This is a genomic window from Aeromicrobium jepli (assembly GCF_047246605.1).
Classification (GTDB): domain Bacteria; phylum Actinomycetota; class Actinomycetes; order Propionibacteriales; family Nocardioidaceae; genus Aeromicrobium.
Window position 1 is genome coordinate 80,115 of record NZ_JBFOKO010000007.1, and the last position, 17,777, is coordinate 97,891.

19 protein-coding genes are annotated in these 17,777 nt (G+C 71.5%); 4 read left to right on the plus strand and 15 right to left on the minus strand.

Annotated features, from left to right (window positions below; translation table 11 throughout):
- Window positions 1-16: 16 nt before the first annotated feature.
- Window positions 17-466, plus strand: a complete 450-nt coding sequence (locus tag AB3M81_RS13890) for a flavodoxin family protein (RefSeq protein WP_412904506.1) — start codon at window positions 17-19, stop codon at window positions 464-466.
- Window positions 467-529: 63 nt separating this feature from the next.
- Here the strand turns inward: AB3M81_RS13890 and AB3M81_RS13895 are convergent, their stop codons facing one another.
- Together AB3M81_RS13895 and AB3M81_RS13900 are read right to left on the minus strand one after the other, a co-directional pair.
- A complete protein-coding gene (locus AB3M81_RS13895) occupies window positions 530-1,543 on the minus strand; it encodes a PHP domain-containing protein (protein ID WP_412904507.1) in 1,014 nt (337 codons plus the stop codon).
- 29 nt (window positions 1,544-1,572) lie between these two features.
- A complete protein-coding gene (locus AB3M81_RS13900; RefSeq protein WP_412904508.1) occupies window positions 1,573-2,172 on the minus strand; it encodes a LysE/ArgO family amino acid transporter in 600 nt (199 codons plus the stop codon).
- 78 nt (window positions 2,173-2,250) lie between these two features.
- Between AB3M81_RS13900 and AB3M81_RS13905 the strand changes: the two genes are divergently transcribed.
- Window positions 2,251-3,090, plus strand: a complete 840-nt coding sequence (locus tag AB3M81_RS13905; protein ID WP_412904509.1) for a LysR family transcriptional regulator ArgP — start codon at window positions 2,251-2,253, stop codon at window positions 3,088-3,090.
- A gap of 3 nt (window positions 3,091-3,093) precedes the next feature.
- Here AB3M81_RS13905 and era read toward each other — a convergent pair whose 3' ends face one another.
- The 8 genes from era to hrcA are packed head-to-tail and all read right to left on the minus strand — an operon-like array spanning window position 3,094 to window position 9,724.
- Entirely contained in the window at window positions 3,094-4,017 is a 924-nt protein-coding gene (gene era, locus AB3M81_RS13910; protein WP_412904510.1) for a GTPase Era, read from the minus strand.
- On the minus strand, window positions 4,014-4,346 hold the full coding sequence (locus AB3M81_RS13915) for a cytidine deaminase (protein ID WP_412904511.1): 333 nt from the start codon (window positions 4,344-4,346) through the stop codon (window positions 4,014-4,016). Before AB3M81_RS13915 ends, era begins: the two co-directional genes overlap by 4 nt.
- Before the next feature lie 24 nt (window positions 4,347-4,370).
- Complete coding sequence (locus AB3M81_RS13920) at window positions 4,371-5,651, minus strand: hemolysin family protein (protein ID WP_412904512.1); 1,281 nt, start codon at window positions 5,649-5,651, stop codon at window positions 4,371-4,373.
- Window positions 5,651-6,115, minus strand: a complete 465-nt coding sequence (gene ybeY / locus AB3M81_RS13925) for an rRNA maturation RNase YbeY (RefSeq protein WP_412904513.1) — start codon at window positions 6,113-6,115, stop codon at window positions 5,651-5,653. Before ybeY ends, AB3M81_RS13920 begins: the two co-directional genes overlap by 1 nt.
- On the minus strand, window positions 6,093-7,115 hold the full coding sequence (locus AB3M81_RS13930; RefSeq protein WP_412904514.1) for a PhoH family protein: 1,023 nt from the start codon (window positions 7,113-7,115) through the stop codon (window positions 6,093-6,095). The genes ybeY and AB3M81_RS13930 overlap by 23 nt, the downstream gene beginning before the upstream one ends.
- Before the next feature lie 50 nt (window positions 7,116-7,165).
- On the minus strand, window positions 7,166-7,510 hold the full coding sequence (locus AB3M81_RS13935) for a histidine triad nucleotide-binding protein (protein WP_412904515.1): 345 nt from the start codon (window positions 7,508-7,510) through the stop codon (window positions 7,166-7,168).
- 20 nt (window positions 7,511-7,530) lie between these two features.
- On the minus strand, window positions 7,531-8,676 hold the full coding sequence (gene dnaJ / locus AB3M81_RS13940; RefSeq protein WP_412904516.1) for a molecular chaperone DnaJ: 1,146 nt from the start codon (window positions 8,674-8,676) through the stop codon (window positions 7,531-7,533).
- Window positions 8,677-8,707: 31 nt separating this feature from the next.
- A complete protein-coding gene (gene hrcA, locus AB3M81_RS13945; protein WP_412904517.1) occupies window positions 8,708-9,724 on the minus strand; it encodes a heat-inducible transcriptional repressor HrcA in 1,017 nt (338 codons plus the stop codon).
- A gap of 110 nt (window positions 9,725-9,834) precedes the next feature.
- On the opposite strand from hrcA, the gene AB3M81_RS13950 reads away from it, so the two are divergent.
- Both AB3M81_RS13950 and AB3M81_RS13955 read left to right on the plus strand, forming a co-directional pair.
- Complete coding sequence (locus AB3M81_RS13950; RefSeq protein ID WP_412904518.1) at window positions 9,835-10,263, plus strand: hypothetical protein; 429 nt, start codon at window positions 9,835-9,837, stop codon at window positions 10,261-10,263.
- Window positions 10,256-11,092: a DUF3097 domain-containing protein gene (locus AB3M81_RS13955; protein WP_412904519.1), complete on the plus strand. Its 837-nt coding sequence runs from the start codon at window positions 10,256-10,258 to the stop codon at window positions 11,090-11,092. The genes AB3M81_RS13950 and AB3M81_RS13955 overlap by 8 nt, the downstream gene beginning before the upstream one ends.
- On the opposite strand, the gene AB3M81_RS13960 is transcribed toward AB3M81_RS13955, so the two are convergent.
- The 5 genes from AB3M81_RS13960 to AB3M81_RS13980 all read right to left on the minus strand — a co-directional run bounded on the left by AB3M81_RS13960 (window position 11,076) and on the right by AB3M81_RS13980 (window position 17,772).
- Window positions 11,076-12,092, minus strand: coding sequence for a lysylphosphatidylglycerol synthase domain-containing protein (locus AB3M81_RS13960; RefSeq protein ID WP_412904520.1), 1,017 nt, complete (start codon window positions 12,090-12,092; stop codon window positions 11,076-11,078). The two genes, AB3M81_RS13955 and AB3M81_RS13960, sit on opposite strands and share 17 nt — an antisense overlap.
- A 10-nt stretch (window positions 12,093-12,102) precedes the next feature.
- The gene (locus tag AB3M81_RS13965; protein ID WP_412904521.1) at window positions 12,103-13,353 is read right to left on the minus strand and encodes an arginine deiminase; all 1,251 of its coding nucleotides are present in this window, start codon (window positions 13,351-13,353) and stop codon (window positions 12,103-12,105) included.
- A gap of 22 nt (window positions 13,354-13,375) precedes the next feature.
- Window positions 13,376-14,821 (minus strand): basic amino acid/polyamine antiporter, encoded by a 1,446-nt coding sequence (locus tag AB3M81_RS13970; protein ID WP_412904522.1) that lies wholly within the window; start codon window positions 14,819-14,821, stop codon window positions 13,376-13,378.
- A 28-nt stretch (window positions 14,822-14,849) separates the two neighbouring features.
- Window positions 14,850-15,968: a radical SAM family heme chaperone HemW gene (gene hemW / locus AB3M81_RS13975; RefSeq protein WP_412904523.1), complete on the minus strand. Its 1,119-nt coding sequence runs from the start codon at window positions 15,966-15,968 to the stop codon at window positions 14,850-14,852.
- Between the two features lie 109 nt (window positions 15,969-16,077).
- Window positions 16,078-17,772 (minus strand): AMP-dependent synthetase/ligase, encoded by a 1,695-nt coding sequence (locus AB3M81_RS13980; RefSeq protein ID WP_412904611.1) that lies wholly within the window; start codon window positions 17,770-17,772, stop codon window positions 16,078-16,080.
- Window positions 17,773-17,777: the final 5 nt, after the last annotated feature.

The following is a 17,777-nucleotide window of genomic DNA, read 5'->3' on the forward strand; positions in this document are numbered from 1 at the left end:
GCGATACCGTGGCGCCATGGCCCGCCTCCTCGTCGTGCAGCACTGTCCGACCCCACGCCTGGTCACGCTGGCCGACGCCGTGCTGGCCGGGAGCCGCGACCCCGCGATCGAGGGGGTCGAGGTCGTCGTGCGGCCGGCGCTGGAGGCCACCGTCGACGACGTCCTGGCGGCCGACGCCTACCTGCTCGGCACGAGCGCGAACCTCGGGTACGTGTCGGGCGCGCTCAAGCACTTCTTCGACTCCGTGTACGACGACGTCCGCGAGCCGACGGCCAAGCGGCCGTTCTCGTACTGGATTCGCGGCGGCTACGACACCACCGGTGCTGAGCGCGCGATGGAGTCGATCACGACCGGCCTGCAGTGGTCGCTCGCGGCGCCGCCGCTCGTCTTCACCGGCGACGTCGAGCCGCACCTGGCGGCCGCCACCGAGCTCGGCGCCACGATGGCCGCCCTGCTCATGGACTGACTCCCCCGCTGAGTTGCACGTTGCGCCCGCGACACGCCGTGTGACCGGGGCCGAACGTGCAGCTCAGCGGGTGAGCCACTCGCGCAGGCGGTCCAGCGGCCACGTCGTGACGATGCGGTCGGGGTCGATCCCGCGCTCGGCGGCGCGTGCGGCCCCGTGGTCGAGGAAGTCCAGCTGGCCGGGCGCGTGCGCATCGGTGTCGATCGCGAACAGGCAGCCCAGGCCGTACGCGAGGTCCATGAGCTCGTCGGGCGGGTCCTGGCGCTCCGGACGGGAGTTGATCTCGACGGCCACGCCGTGGTCCGCGCACGCGCGGAAGACCTGCTCGGCGTCGAACTGCGACTGCCGGCGCTGGCCGCGCGACCCCTCGACGAGCCGGCCCGTGCAGTGCCCCAGGACGTCCGTGTGCGGGTTCGAGACGGCGGCGACCATGCGCCGGGTCATCTCGCGCGCGTCCATCGCGAGCTTGGAGTGCACGCTGGCGACGACGACGTCGAGCCGGCCGAGCAGGTCGTCGTCCTGGTCGAGCGTCCCGTCCAGGTGGATGTCGACCTCGATGCCGGTGAGCAGCGTGACGCCGTCGAGCTGCTCGTCGAGGTCGGCGATGACCTCCAGCTGCACCTCAAGGCGCTCACGACTGAGCCCGTTCGCGATCGTCAGCCGCGGCGAGTGGTCGGTGATCGCCTGGTACTCGCGACCGCGCCACGCCGCTGCCTGCGCCATCTCCTCGATGGGGCTGCCGCCGTCGGACCAGTTCGTGTGGCTGTGCAGGTCGCCGCGCAGCAGGGCGCGCAGCTCCCGCCCGCCCGCCGCGAGCGGCTCGGTGTTGCGCTCGCGCAGGTCCGCCAGGTACTCGGGAACGTCCCCCGCGAGCGCCTGCTCGACGAGGGTCGTCGTGCGCGGGCCGAGGCCCTTCATGCGGCCGAGCTCGCCGGTGCGGGCGCGCTCGGCGACCTCGTCGGCCGAGAGGTCGGCCAGGGCGGCGGCCGCCTTGCGGAACGCCTCGACACGGTAGGTGGTGGCACGCTCGCGCTCGAGCCAGAACGCGGTCTCGCGCAGCGCCTCGACGGGATCCATCCGTCCATCCTGCGCGACGCGCCGCGCCGTCACCAGACGAGCGAGGCCGCGATCACGAACATCACGATGCCGATCAGCAGGTCCAGCACCTGCCACGCGCGCGGCCGGGCCAGCAGCGGGGCCAGCCGGGTGGCACCGAAGCCGAGCGCCGAGAACCACGCGATGCTGCCCAGCGACGCCCCGGCGCCGAACCACCAGCGGCCGACGGGACCGTGCGACTGGGCGATCGAGCCGAGCAGCACGACGGTGTCGAGGTAGACGTGCGGGTTCAGCCACGTGAGCGCCAGCACCTGCAGCACGACGGTGCGGAGCCGCTCGTCCGCGGCGCCCTGCGACCTGAGCACCTCGGGGCGCATCGACCGACGGATCGACAGCACGCCGTACCAGACGAGGAACGCCACGCCGAGCCACGTCACGACGTCGATCAGCCACGCGGCACGGTCGACGATCGCGCCGATCCCGGCGACCCCGGCGAGGATCAGCGCGAGGTCCGACACGGCGCAGATCGCCACGACGGCGCCCACGTGGGAGCGGCGGATGCCCTGGCGCAGGACGTAGGCGTTCTGGGCGCCGATCACGACGATGAGGGACAGGCCGGTCAGGGCGCCGGCGAGGAGGGCGGGGAGCACGCCTCGACGCTAGGCGGCCCACAGCGTGAAGTCCAACGAAGGTTTTGTACGATCGTGAAGCGATGCTTAACTGGCGCCATGGACCTGCCTCCCGCGCAGCTCGCGGCCCTCGTGGCGATCGCCGACCACGGGTCCTTCGAGGCCGCCGCCCGCGCCCTGCACGTCACTCCCAGCGCCGTCAGCCAGCGCATCCGCGCGCTCGAGAGCGCCGTCGGCCGCGTGCTGGTCTCGCGGACGTCGCCCGCCGCGCCGACCGAGGCGGGAGCGGGACTCGTCCGGCTCGGCCGCCAGCTGGACCTCGCCTTCACCGAGGCGCTCGACGACCATCCGGCCGATCTCGCCGTCGCGATCAACGCCGACTCGCTCGCCACGTGGTTCCGCCCCGTCCTGGCCGACGTGGCGGGCTGGCGCGACGTCGCGCTGCGGCTGCGGGTCGAGGACGAGGGCCACAGCCACGACCTGCTGCGCCGCGGCGACGTGGTCGGCGCGGTCACGAGCGACCCGAGTCCCGTGCAGGGCTGCTCGGTCACTCCCCTCGGCTCCCTGCGCTACCTGCCCGTCGCGGCCCCCGGGCTGCTCGAGCGGTTCGGCGGACGGCCCGACTGGGCGGCGATGCCGATGGTCGTGTTCAACGCCAAGGACCGGCTGCAGCACGCCGAGCTGGCGCGCCACACCGACGCCGCCCCCACCGTGGTCCACGAGGTGCCGGCGTCGGACGACTTCCGGGCCGCGATCGAGGCGGGGCTGGGCTGGGGATTGCTCCCGCAGGAGCAGGCCACCGAGGGACTCGACGCCGGACGCCTCGTGCGACTGGGCCGCTCGGCCAGCCGCGTGGACCTGTACTGGCAGCGCTGGCGGCTGGACTCGCCGCTGCTGGACCGGCTCAGCGAGAGCCTGCTGGCCCACGCGCCGCGCTGAGCCTCAGAAGCCCAGGCGGCGCAGCTGCTTGGGATCGCGCTGCCACTCCTTGGCGACCTTGACGTGCAGGTCGAGGTGGACGGGCGTTCCGAGCAGCCGCTCGATCTGGCCGCGCGAGTCCATGCCGATCTTCTTGAGGCGGGCGCCCTTCTTGCCGATGACGATGCCCTTCTGGCTGTCGCGCTCGACGAACACGTTGGCGCGCACGTCCAGCAGCGGCTTGTCCTCGGGGCGGTCCTCGCGCGGGACGATCTCCTCCACGACCACGGCGAGCGAGTGCGGCAGCTCGTCGCGGACGTCCTCGAGGGCGGCCTCGCGGATGATCTCGGCGATCAGGGTCTCCTCGGGCTCGTCCGTCAGCTGGCCCTCGGGGTACAGCGGCGGGCCCTCGGGGAGCGTGTCGATCAGCAGGGACGCCAGCAGGTCGACCTGGTCGTTGGCGACGGCCGAGACGGGCACGACCTCACGCCACTCGAGCCCGGCCTCGGCCCCCGCCGCCGCGATGTCGACGAGGTGCTCGGCCAGCCGCGCCGGCGAGACGAGGTCGGTCTTGGTGGCGATCGCGATGACGGGCTTGCGGCGCAGCGCCGCGAGCTCCTTGATGAGGAACCGGTCGCCCGGCCCGATGCGCTGGTCGGCGGGCAGGCACATCCCGACGGTGTCGACCTCGGCCCACGTGGTGCGCACGAGGTCGTTGAGCCGCTGGCCCAGCAGGGTCCGGGGCTTGTGCAGGCCCGGCGTGTCGACGAGGACCAGCTGCGCGTCCTCGCGGTGCACGAGGCCCCGGATGACGTGGCGCGTGGTCTGGGGCCGCGACGACGTGATCGCGACCTTCTCGCCCACGAGCGCGTTGGTCAGCGTGGACTTGCCGGCGTTCGGCCGGCCCACGAAGCACGCGAAGCCGGAGCGGAACTCGGGGGTGCTCATGTGGACAGCACCGTGTCGACCGCGCCGGCCGGGTCGGCGACCACGACCGTGACGCCCGCGCCGCCGAACTCGATGACGGAGTCCAGGCCCACGGGGACGTCGCCCTCGGTCACGAGCGCGGCCGCCTCGAGGCCCTTGGCCCCCGACGACACGGCCATCGCGACGGCGAGGTCGAGCGCCGAGACGCGCAGCGTGTCCAGGTGCACGGTGGCCGCGGTGTACGTGCGGCCGTCGAGGTCACGGACGGCTGCCCCTTGGGCGACCTGGAGTCGGGCCCGCGACGAGCGGGCGAGGGTCACGAGCTTGGCGTCCTCGGCGGGCAGGTCCATGCGACGAATGTACCGGCCGGCGACTCAGGCCTCGGACGTCGCGTCGACCGCCTCGACGCGCGACACGACGACGCGCCCGATGCGGTTGCGGCGACCCTGGGGCGCCTGCGCCTCGAAGCGCAACCCGCCGACCTCGACGACCGAGCCGGGGATCGGCACGGTGCCCAGGTACTTGGCCATGAGGCCGCCCACCGAGTCGACGTCCTCGTCGTCGAAGGCGATGCCGAACAGCTCCTCGAGGTCGTCCACGTCGTAGCGCGCGCTGACCCGCCACGCACCGTCGGACAGCTCCTCGCGCTCGTCGGGCTCGTCGTCGTACTCGTCGGTGATCTCTCCGACGATCTCCTCGAGGATGTCCTCGATCGTGACCAGGCCGGCCGTGCCGCCGAACTCGTCGATGACGATCGCGACGTGCGTGCGCCGGGCCTGCATCTCGCGCAGCAGCGCGTCCGCGTGCTTGGTGTCGGGCACGAACATGACGTCGCGGGCGAGCGACTCGACCTTCTCGGTGGTCTCGGCCGCGTGGTTGTCGAAGACGCGCTTCGTGACGTCCTTGAGGTACGCCATGCCGATGACGTCGTCGAGGTTCTCGCCGATCACCGGGATGCGCGAGTAGCCGCTGCGCAGGCCGAGCGACATCGCCTGGCGCAGCGTCTTGTGCCGCTCGATGTAGACCAGGTCGGGTCGCGGCACCATGACCTCGCGGACGATCGTGTCGCCCAGCTCGAAGACCGACTGGATCATCTTCGACTCGTCGGACTCGATGACCGAGCTGGCGGCGGCCAGGTCGACGAGCTCGCGGACCTCGACCTCGGACGCGAACGGGCCCTCGGCGAAGCCGCGGCCGGGCGTGAGCGCGTTGCCCATGAGGATCAGCAGCCGCGGCAGCGGCCCGAGCAGCCGCGTGGTGGCGATGACGGGACCGGCCGAGGCGACGGCGATGGCCTCGGAGTGCTGGCGGCCCAGCGTGCGCGGGCCGACGCCGATCGCGACGAACGAGACGACCGACATGATGCCCGCGGCGATCAGCACGTTGTGCCAGTAGCCGTCCACCATGTCGGCCACGATCGCGGCGACGAGCACGACGCCGGCGGTCTCGGCGACGATGCGCAGCAGCAGGACGGAGTTCAGGTACGGCGCCGGGTCCTCGAGGATGCGGGCCAGCCGCTTCGCTCCCCCGACGCCCTCGTCGGTGAGCTCGTCGGCGCGCGCCTTGGAGAACGTGGAGATGGCGGCCTCGACGGCCACGAGCAGGCCCGCCAGGACGACGAGCACCACGGCCAGGGCGATGGCCGGACCGGTCATCACTGCTCCCGCAGAGCCGGGTCGGCCCACTCCAGCAGCAGGCGGCCCTGGATCCCGAACATCTCGGCGTGCTCCTCGGGCTCGGCGTGGTCGTAGCCCAGCAGGTGCAGGATGCCGTGGACCGTCAGCAGCGCCATCTCGTCGTCGCGCTCGTGGCCCGCGGCGGGCGCCTGCTGCTCGGCGACCTGCGGGCACAGGGCGATGTCGCCCAGGTAGCCGGCGTCGGTGTCGCGGTCGTCGTCACCGGGGGTGAGCTCGTCCATCGGGAACGAGAGCACGTCGGTGGGACCCTGCTTGCCCATCCACTGCTCGTTGAGCGTGGCGATCGTCTCGGTGTCGACCAGGCGCAGCGTCATCTCGGTCTGCGGGTGCAGCCGCATGCGGCGCATGACGAAGCGGCACAGGGAGGTCAGCGCGGCGACGTCGACGTCGACGCCGGACTCATTGAGGACGTCGACGGTCATGCGCGCCTCCCGCGGCCTCGGTCCGGGCGCGCCCGTCCGCCTCGAAGTCGTCGTAGGCGGCCACGATGCGGCCGACGAGCTTGTGCCGGACGACGTCGTGGCTGGTGAGCCGGGAGAAGTGGATGTCGCGCACGTCGCCGAGGATCTGCTGCACGACGCGCAGGCCGCTGGTGGCGCCGCCGGGCAGGTCGACCTGGGTGACGTCGCCCGTGACGACCATCTTGGAGCCGAAGCCCAGGCGGGTCAGGAACATCTTCATCTGCTCGGCGGTGGTGTTCTGCGCCTCGTCGAGGATGATGAACGCGTCGTTGAGCGTGCGGCCGCGCATGTACGCCAGCGGAGCGACCTCGATGACACCGGACGTCAGCAGCTTGGGGATCGTCTCGGGGTCGAGCATGTCGTGCAGCGCGTCGTACAGCGGGCGCAGGTACGGGTCGATCTTCTCCGAGAGCGTGCCGGGCAGGTAGCCCAGCCGCTCCCCCGCCTCGACGGCCGGCCGGGTCAGGATGATGCGGGTGATCTCCTTGGCCTGCAGCGCCTGGACGGCCTTGGCCATCGCGAGGTAGGTCTTGCCGGTGCCGGCGGGGCCGATGCCGAAGACGATCGTGTGCTCGTCGATCGCGTCGACGTACTTCTTCTGGTTGAGCGTCTTGGGGCGGATCGTGCGGCCACGGTTCGACAGGATGTTGAGGCTCAGCACGTCGGCCGGCCGTTCCTGCGTCTCGGTGCGCAGCATCGAGATGCTGCGCTCGACCGTCTCGGCCGTGAGGGCCTGGCCGGTGCGCAGGATCGTGACCAGCTCGTCGAGCAGTCGCTCGACCAGGGCCACCTCGGCGGACTCGCCGGTGATGGTGACCTCGTTGCCGCGGGCATGGATCCCCGCCTCGAAGGCGGCCTCCATCAGGCGCAGGAACTCGTCGGCGGGTCCGAACAGGGAAACGAGCGGGATCGAGGCCGGGATGGTGACCGTGTGTCGCGCCGCGGGAGTGTCGTCAGTCATACAGGTCCGAGTCTACTCACCGAGCACTGACATGGCCCGGTCCCGAGCGCTCAGGCCAGGAAGAGCTTCGAGACGTCCACGCCGGCGAGCAGGTGGACGTGGGCGTGGAACACCGTCTGGCCCGCGCCGGCGCCCGTGTTGAAGACCAGGTTGTAGTCCTCGTACCCCTCCTGCGTGGCGATGGCACGGGTTTGCGCGAGCAGCTCCGCCGCGACTTGCGGCTCGGCCTGCGCCAGCGAGGCGGCGTCGGGCTGGTGGACCTTGGGCACCACCAGCACGTGCACGGGCGCCTTCGGGTTGATGTCGCGGAACGCGAGCGTGTGCTCGCTCTCGGCGACGACCTCCGCGGGGATCTCGCGCGCGACGATCTTGCAGAAGATGCAGTCCTCAGCCATGGCCCGACTCTAGCCAGCCGTCACTTGAACGCGTCGCGGATGCGCCCGAAGACCGTCCGCGACGAGTGGTCCAGTGCCGGCTCGGGGTGGCGCTCGTCGCGCGCGGCGGCCAGCTTCTCCAGCAGCTCGCGCTGCTCGGAGTCGAGGTCGCGCGGCGTCTCGACGACGACCTGCACCGTGAGGTCGCCGCGGCCCGAGCCGCGCAGCTTCGGCACGCCGTAGCCGCGGACCAGGATCGTCTCGCCCGACTGGGTGCCCGCGGGCACGTCGATCGCGACCGTCCTCTCCACGTCCTCGAGGTCCTCGCGCTCGGCGTCGAGCGTGAGCAGGTCGAAGCGCGTGCCGAGCGCCGCCGCCGTCATCGGCAGCGTGATCTGGCAGGCCAGCTGGTCGCCCTGGCGCGTGAAGCGGGGGTGGTGGGCGACCTTGATCTCGATGTAGAGGTCGCCGGCCGGGCCGCCGCCCGCGCCGACCTCGCCCTCGCCGGCGAGCTGAATGCGGTTCCCGTCGTCGACGCCCGGGGGGACGTTGACCTGCAGGCTGCGGCGCGAGCGCACGCGGCCGTCGCCGTGGCACTCGCGGCACGGGTCGGGGATGACGGTGCCGTAGCCCTGGCACGTGGGGCACGTGCGCGACGTGCGGATGTCGCCCAGCAGCGAGCGCTGCACGTGCTGGACCGCGCCGTGGCCGTGGCACGTGCCGCACGTGACGGGCTCGGAGCCCTCGTTGGCGCCGCTGCCGCCGCACACCTCGCACGTGACGGCCGTGTCGACCTTGATCTCGCGGGTGACGCCGAACGCCGCCTCGGCGAGGCTGATCGACAGCCGCAGCAGCGCGTCCTGGCCGCGCTGCGTGCGCGGGCGCGGGCCGCGCGAGGACGACTGGCCGAAGAACGCGTCCATGATGTCGTCGAAGCTGAAGCCTTGGCCGAAGCCGCCGCCCATGCCGCCGCCACCGGAGAGCGGGTCGCCGCCACGGTCGTAGACGGCGCGCTTCTGCGGGTCCGAGAGCACCTCGTACGCGGTCGTGACCTCCTTGAAGCGGTCGGCCGCGTCGGGGGCGTCGTTGACGTCGGGGTGCAGCTGGCGCGCCAGCTTGCGGTACGCCTTCTTCATCTGCTCCGGCGTCGCGTCACGGGACACGCCCAACAGCTCGTAGTAGTCCAAGGTCTCTTCTCTTTCGCGTGGTGTGCGGCGCTCAGCCGTCGGCGAGGATGCGCCCGAGGTAGCGGGCGACGGCGCCGACGGCGGCCATCGTGGCGGGATAGTCCATGCGGGCGGGCCCCATCGTCCCGAGCTGAGCCAGGATCTCGCCCCCGGGACCATAGGTGCTCGAGACGACGGCGGTGCCCGAGAGGTCCTCGCGGCCGGTCTCGCGACCGATGCGCACGTGGGGTCCGGTCGTGGCCTCGCCGAGCAGGCGCAGCAGGACGACCTGCTCCTCCATCGCCTCCAGGACGGGTCGGATCGAGGTGTCGAAGTCGGCGCCGAACCGCGCGAGGTTGGCGGTGCCGCCGACCGCGACGCGCTCGTCGGAGCGCTCGTTCGAGAACGTGTTGGCGAGCGTCGTGACGATCGAGGAGACGACGGGACGGTCGTCGATCGCGAACGTGTCGATGAGCTCGGCCAGGCGCACCGACGCCTCGGGCAGGCGCTCGCCGAGGGTGGCGCGCACGATGCGGGACTTGAGGTCGGCGAGCAGCTGCTCGCCCGGCGTCTCGACCAGCTCGACGATGCGCTGCTCGACGCGGCCGCTGCTGGTGATGACGACGACCAGCACGCGCGCGCCTTCGAGGCCGACGAGCTCGACGTGGCGGACCGTGGAGCGGGTCAGCGACGGGTACTGCACGATCGCGACCTGGTTGGTCAGCTGGGCGAGGATCTTGACGCTGCGCGTGACGATGTCGTCGACGTCGATCGCGCCGGACAGGAAGGTCTCGATCGCGCGGCGCTCGGCCGCCGAGAGCGCCTTGACCTCGGACAGCCGGTCGACGAACATCCGGTAGCCCTTGTCGGTGGGGATGCGGCCGGCGGAGGTGTGCGGCGCGGTCAGGTACCCCTCGTCCTCGAGGGCCGCCATGTCGTTGCGGATGGTGGCCGAGGAGACGCCCAGCTGGTGCCGCTCGAGCAGCGCCTTCGACCCGACGGGCTCCTGCGTGGCGACGTAGTCCTCCACGATCGCGCGGAGCACGTTGAGACGGCGGTCCTCGATCATCGGTCACCTCCCACTTGGCACTCGACCCGGTCCAGTGCCAAGTCTACCGGCGGACCGGTGGGCCGGTGCGCCTCCGCGAGCGGTCCGCGCGCGGATGGCAACCTGTCGTGGTGAGCGAGGTGGCGGTGCGCGCGGACGGCGCGATCGAGGTCGTCGACGGCGACGAGGTGCTCGTGTACACGCCCTACGAGGTCACGGCCCCCGACGGCACCCGGATCGCGCACGAGTCCCGCGGCGGCACGATGGCGTCGGTGTGGGCCACGACGGTCGGCGAGACGTTCGTCGAGGTCTCGCACCTGGGCGACGGCCCTCGCGGCGGCGAGCTGGTCATGGTCGTGACGCGACCCGGCCACTCCCCCGCCGTCGCGCTGGGCGCCCTCGTCACCGACGAGGTGCCCTCGACCGTGCCCGAGTCGTGGCCCGCGGCGGTCGACCTCGCGATCGGGCTCATCGTCACCGACACCCTCGACAGCGGCAGCAAGGACGACGTCGAGGCGTTCCACCAGCGACTCCTGGGAGTGTGGTTCGGCCATGGCTGACCGGTACGGGACCGACGTCCTCTCCGGCGACTGGAAGAAGCCCAGGCGCGGCCGCTCGACCGAGCTCGCGGCCGACCTCGGCATCGTCGTCGAGGAGGTGTCCACCGGGTTCGTCGGCGAGGTCATGCGCGTCGAGCGCGACCTCGGCACCGTCGAGCTCGAGGACCGTCACCTGCGCCGCAAGGTCTTCCCGCTCGGCCCCGGCTTCCTCATGGAGGGCCGCCCGGTCGTCCTCGTGGCGCCGACGCCCAAGGGACCCGCCGCCAGGACGCGCACGGCGTCGGGCTCGCGCGTCGCCGCCGACACCCGCGCCAAGGTCGCCCTGCCCAGCCGCATCTTCGTCGAGGGCCGGCACGACGCCGAGCTCGTCGAGAAGGTGTGGGGGGACGACCTGCGCGCCGAGGGCGTCGCGGTGGAGTACCTCGGCGGCATCGACGACCTCGCCGCGATCGTTCGCGACTTCCAGCCCACCGCGAAGCGCCGCCTGGGCGTGCTGGTCGACCACCTCGTGCCGGGCTCGAAGGAGCAGCGCCTCGCCGACGCGGTGAAGCACGTGCCCCACCTGCTCGTGGTCGGCCACCCGTACGTCGACGTGTGGCAGTCGATCAAGCCCCAGCGCCTCGGCATGGACGCGTGGCCCACGATCCCGCGTCACGTCGAGTGGAAGAAGGGCATCTGCGCGCACCTGGGCTGGCCGCACGAGGACCAGGCCGACATCGCGCGGGCGTGGAAGGCGATCCTGGGCCGCGTCGACTCCTGGACCGACCTCGAGCCCGCGTTCCTGGGCCGGGTCGAGGAGCTCATCGACTTCGTCACCCAGCCGGCGTAGCCGGCCGCCGCAGCACCTGCCACTTCCACAGCGCGAGCGAGGCCAGGCCCATCAGGATCGGGCCGCCGAGCGTCACGACGCGCCACACCACGAACCCGGCGACGAGACCCTCCTCGTACACGTTCGTGCCCACCTGCAGGAGCGTCGCGACCACGACGGCGTCGAGGATGCCGACGCCCGAGAACGGGAACAGCGTGAGCGGGTACGCCACCAGGAACGCGACGAACACCTCGATCGCCGGGACCTGGCCCGCGTCCACGCCGACGCAGCGCAGCGCCGCCGTCAGCAGCGCCGCGTCGACCAGCACCATCGCCAGCAGTGCCAGCAGCGAGCGCGGCAGGGCCCACGGGACCCGGCCGACGACCTGGCGCCGGAAGTCGACAGCCCACGCGCTCCAGGCCCCGCCGCTGACCTGCGAGCGCACCCGGCCGACGAGGTCGCCCGCCCGGTGCGCCAGGCCCGCCGTGAACGCCTCGCCGCGGAACGCGAGCCACAGCGCGGCGAGGATCGCGACGCTGACCGCCATGCTGGGCAGCGCGGCGAACAGCTCTCCCGGGTGGAACGTGCCGAGCCACAGCATGAGGACGCTGCCCAGCACCGGGGCGCCGAACCGCACGACGTAGAACGACAGCGTGTTCATGACCGAGCCCGCGACGGCCGCCGCCAGCGGGATCCCCCACGAGCTGAAGATCGCGAACCGCATGACGTAGTCGGCGGGCGGCGGCGCGACCGTCGTCATGAGGATCGCCGCCTGGTCGTTCTGCAGGGCCCGCCACGACGAGCAGCCCTCGATGAACAGCGCCAGCGGCAGCGCGTTCAGGTACTGGCGCAGCAGCAGCCCGAGGGCCAGCAGCACGAACTGCCACGCCTCCAGCCGCGCCAGCGACGAGCGGACGCCGTCCCAGTCGATCTCGTCCAGCAGGCCGACGCCGACGACCAGGACGACGCCCGTGGCGACGACGGTGAGGGCGAAGCGCACCCACCGCCGGCGCGTGTCCACGGTGCTCCGGTCAGGCCTCGAGCGGATCGCGCACGAGCGGGCACGTCATGCAGTGGCCGCCGCCGCGCCCTCGGCCCAGCTCGGCGCCGACGATCTCGATGACCTCGATGCCGGCCTTGCGCAGCAGCGAGTTCGTGTGGGTGTTGCGGTCGTAGGCGACCACGACGCCCGGCTCGAGCGCCACGAGGTTGTTGCCGCTGTCCCACTGCTGGCGCTCGGTGTCGTACTCGGTGCCGCCGGTCTCGACGACCGTGAACTTGCCGACCCCCAGCGCCTGCGCGACGACGTCGAGGAACGGGGTCTCCTCGTGGTCGATCACCTCGATGCCGGGCAGCCCGTCGCCCGGCAGGATCGTGAACGCGTGGATCGTGTCCACGATCTCGGGGTAGACCGTCACGACGTCGCGGTCGGCGAACGTGAAGACCGTGTCGAGGTGCATCGCGGCGCGCAGCTTCGGCATGCCGGCCACGATGACCTTCTGCGCCGCGCCGCGGTCGAACAGCGCCTTCGCCAGCTGCGTGATGCCCTGGCGCGACGACCGCTCGCTCATGCCGACGAGGACGACGCCGTCGCCGGGCACCATGACGTCGCCGCCCTCGACCGTCGCGGTCCCCCAGTCGAGCTCGGGATCGCCCCACCACACGGTGGAGCCGACGAAGTCCGGATGGAACTCGTAGATCGCCTTCATCAGCAGCGTCTCGTCCTGCCGTGCCGCCCAGAACAGCGGGTTCAGCGTGACGCCGCCGTGCACCCAGCACGTCGTGTCGCGCGTGTAGAGCGTGTTCGGCAGCGGCGGCATGAGGTACTCGTGGTGGCCGTGCGCCTCGCGGACCAGGGCGCGGTACCCGGGCGCCAGCTCGCGGGGCAGGTCACGCGTCGAGAGCCCGCCGATGAGGAACCGCGCGAGCTCGGCCTCGGGCAGCTCGTCGAGGTAGGACCGCGTCTCCTCCACCAGGCCGATGCCGACCTCGTTGGGGACGATCTTGCGGTCGAGCAGCCACGAGCGGGCCTCCTGGTCGGCCATCGTCCGCGCGAGCACGTCGTGCAGCTCGACGACGTCGATGCCGCGGTCGATCATCATCTGCACGAAGTCCTGGTGGTCGCGCTGCGCGTGGTCGACCCACAGCACGTCGTCGAACAGCAGGTCGTCGCAGTTCGACGGCGTCAGTCGCTCGTGCGCGAGTCCGGGTGCGCAGACGAGCACCTTGCGCAGCGTGCCGACCTCGGAGTGGACGCCGTAGGCGTCGGACGGGCGGGTCATGGGGCTCCTTCGGGTCCGGGCATCACACCACGATGCCACCGGTGAGCAGTTGGTACAGGGCGAAGACGGCACCCGCGCAGATCACGATGCACAGGACGAGCTCGGGCGGGGTGAACACGCGGGCCTTGCGCTCGACGCGGGCGATGACGAACAGGACGACCGCCGGCGCGTAGATGAGGCAGGAAAGCAGCAGGAACTCCAGCCCCGCGGCGACGAACAGGAAGATCGCGTACGCCGAGGCGAGCGTCGCGAACACGGCGTTCTTGCGTCGGCCGGCCGGGTCGTCCTCGTACGTCTCCCCCGTCCACGCGAGCTTGAGCGCGTACGCCGCGGCCAGCAGGTACGGCACGAGCGCCAGGCTCGTGCACAGGTCCAGCATGAAGTTGAGCGAGTCCTTGATGAGCAGCGTGACCGCCAGCAGGACCTGCACGCCGATGCTGGTCGCGATGAGCGCGGTGATCGGCGTGCCCGAGGCGTTCTCGCGGCCCAGGAACCGCGGCATGTCGTTGCTGCGCGCCGGGATGAACGCGACCTCGGCGGCCATGAGCGTCCACGCGAGGTAGGCGCCCAGCACCGAGACGATGACGCCGGCGCTGATGAACCACTCGCCCCACGGCCCGACGGTCTGCTCGAACAGGCCGACCATGGAGGGCTGCCGCGTCCCGGCGATCTCGGGCTGCGTGAACGCGCCGTAGGACACCATCGTCACGAGCGAGAAGATCGCCAGCACGCTCAGGAAGCCCAGCACCGTCGCCTGGCCGACGTGCTCACGGCGCTGGGCGTAGCGGGAGTAGACGCTCGCGCCCTCGATGCCGATGAACACGAACGTCGTGATGATCATCGTGTTCTTGACCTGCTCGGTCATCGACCCGAGGTCGTCGTACGCGAGGAAGTTGTCGCCGAAGGTGCCGGCGTCGAACGTGAACGCCAGCACGACGATGAACACGAGGATCGGGACGATCTTGAAGACCGTGACGATGCGGTTGATGACGGCGGCGTCGCGCACGCCACGCGCGATCAGCGTGTGGAAGACCCAGACGCCGATCGTGGCCACGCCGACCGCCAGGAGCGTGTCGCCGTCGCCGAACTCGGGGAAGAAGGCGCCGACCGTCGCGGTCATGAAGACCCAGTAGAAGGCGTTGCCCGCCATGGCGCTGGCCCAGAAGCCGACCGCCGAGTTGAAGCCGACGTAGTCGCCGAAGCCGGCCTTGGCGTAGATGAAGACGCCCGAGTCGAGCTCGGGCTTGCGCACCGCGAGGGTCTGGAAGCAGAACGCCAGCATCAACATCCCGGTGCCCGCGATCGCCCACGCGATGAGCGCGCCGGCGACACCGGTGGCCGTGCCGAAGCGCGCCGGGAGCGAGAACACCCCGGCGCCGACCATGGATCCGATGACCATCGCGGTCAGGACGGGACGACTGACGGTGGTCGGTCCGCCCTGCGCGGTGGTGACGTCCACGTCACCCATGGACCGAACGTAGTGCGGGCGGGGACTTCTAGTCGAGACCCTCGACAGCCTCGAGCACGACGCGGTCGGCCATGAGGCGGCCCGTGCGGGTCAGCACCATGCGGTCGCCGACGGGCGTGAGCCAGCCGGCACTGACGAGCCGGTCGGCGTCGCCGAGCAGCGACGACTCGATCCCCTCGGCCAGCCGGATGCGCAGCATGACGTCCTCGAGGTGCCGCTCGGCGGCGTCGGGCCGCTCGCCGTCGGCACGCGGGGACTCGCCGCGCATGATCCGCTGGGCGTACGCGCCGGGGTGCTTGACGTTCCACCAGCGCTCGCCGTCGACGAACGAGTGCGCGCCCGGCCCGACGCCCCACCACTGCCCGCCGTTCCAGTAGCCGATGTTGTGGCGGCACTGCGCGGCCTCGTCGACGGCCCAGTTGGACAGCTCGTACCAGGACAGGCCGGCGGCCGACATGAGGTCGTCGGCCAGCAGGTACTTGTCGGCGGTCTCGTCGTCGTCGGGCATGACGACCTCGCCGCGACGGACCTTGCGCGCGAACGCGGTGCCGTCCTCGACGATCAGGGCGTACGCGCTGATGTGGTCGGGACGCAGCTCCAGGGCCGACTCGACCGTGTGGCGCCAGTCGTCCATCGTCTCGGTGGGCGCGCCGTAGATGAGGTCGAGGCTGACCTGCTCGAAGCCGGCCTCGCGCGCCCACTGCACGGCCTGCGGGACGCGCTCGGGGTCGTGCGTGCGCTCGAGCATCGCCAGCACGTGCGGGACGGCCGACTGCATGCCGAACGAGATCCGCGTGAAGCCGCCCTCGCGCAGCTCGGCGAGGGACGCCGGCGTGACGCTGTCGGGGTTGGCCTCGGTCGTGACCTCGGCGCCCGGCGCGAGGCCGAGGCGGTGGTCGAGCGCCCGCAGGAACCGCACGAGGTCCGCCGACGGCAGCTGGGTCGGCGTGCCGCCCCCGACGAAGACCGTGTCGACTGTCCGCTCGGGCACGAGCGAGAGCTCGCCGAGGGCGGCGTCGATGTAGGTCGCGCGGGAGGCGCCGAGCACGTCGGGCCCGCCGAGGTCGTCGGCGGTGTACGTGTTGAAGTCGCAGTAGCCGCACCGCACCGAGCAGAACGGCACGTGCAGGTAGATGCCGAACGCCACGTCCCAAGGGTACGTGGCGCCGACTGAGCGAGGTTTCCTGTCACTTCGCGTGGTTCGTGAACCACGCTCGGTGACGGTTTCCCCGGTTAACCGGGGAAACCGTCACCGGTCACGCGTCCGCGTAGAAGCCGTCGAGGATGTCGGCGTAGCGCTGCTCGACGACGCGGCGCTTGACCTTCATGCTCGGCGTGATCTCGCCGGACTCGATCGAGAGGTCGTGGTCGAGGATCGCCCACTTCTTGACCGTCTCCCAGCGGTTGAGCTTGGAGTTGAGCTCGTCGACGTAGCGCGCGATCTCGGCGTGCATCCGCTGGGACGCGACGATCTCCTCATACGACTTGCCGGCCATGTCGTGGTGTTCGGCCCACGCCACCGCGGCATCGGGGTCGATCGTGATGAGCGCGGAGCAGAAGTTGCGGTCGTTGCCGTGCACCACCATCTGGCTCGCGAGCGGGCACACCGCCTTGAACGTGCCCTCGATGTGCGACGGCGCGACGTACTTGCCGCCCGACGTCTTGAACAGGTCCTTCTTGCGGTCGGTGATGCGCAGGAAGCCGTCGGCGTCGATCTCGCCGATGTCGCCCGTCGCGAGCCAGCCGTCCTCGGTCAGCGCGGACGCCGACTCGCCCTCCAGGTTGTGGTAGCCGCGCATGACGTTGGGGCCCTTGATGAGGACTTCGCCGTCCTCGGCGATCTTGGCCTCGACGCCGGGGAACGGCTTGCCGACCGAGCCGATGCGGAAGTCCTGCGGGCTGTTGACGAACGAGCCCGCCGAGGTCTCGGTGAGGCCGTAGCCCTCCATGACGAGGACGCCCGCGGCGTGGAACCACTCGGCGATGTCGGTCGACAGCGCGGCGGCACCCGAGACGAAGAACCGCACGCGGCCGCCGAAGCGCTCGCGGATCTTGCTGAAGACGAGCTTGTCGGCGATGCGGTGCTGCACCTTCAGGGGCAGCGGGACCGGCTTGCCGGCGCGCTCCAGGCGCGAGACCTGCAGGCCCACCTTCTCGGCCCAGCGGAACAGCTTGAGCTTGGCGCCGCCCTCCTCGACCATCATGCCGACGACGCGTCCGTAGGCCTTCTCGAAGATGCGCGGGGCCGCGCCCATGAAGGTCGGCTTCACGACGGCGAGGTTGTCGACGATCTTGGGAACCCGGCCGTCGACGGCGCACGGGAAGCCGATCGTCAGCTGCGACGTCAGCAGGACCTTGCCGAACGAGTGAGCCATCGGCAGCCAGCGGTACTCGAGGTCGTCCTCGCTGAGCGAGCCCGGCGCCGCCACGGCCGCGCCCTCGTACGTCCAGTTGTCGTGGACCAGGCGCACGCCCTTGGGGCGGCCCGTGGTGCCCGACGTGTAGATGAGGGTCGCGAGCGACTCCGGGTGCGTGCCGGCGATGCGCTCCTGCAGCACGCTCGGGTGGTCGATGAGGTACTTCTCGCCGCGCTCCATGAGCTCGTCGAGCGTGATGACCCACTCGCCGTCGGGCGTGCCGTCGTACGTGACGACCATGCTGACGCTGGGCAGCTCGGAGCGCTTCTCGCGCAGCTTGGCGACCTGCTCGTCGTCCTCGGCGAACACGACGCGGCTGTCGGAGTCGGACGGGATGTACGCCACGTCGTCGGCGACCGAGGTCGGGTACACCGTGGTGGTCGCGGCGCCGGCGACGTTGACGGCGAGGTCGGACAGGATCCACTCGATCCGGGTGCCCGAAGCGATCGCGACGCGCTGCTCGGGCTCGACGCCCAGGTCCACGAGGCCCGCGGCGATGCGCGAGACGCGGTCGCCGGTCTCCTGCCACGTGATCGAGA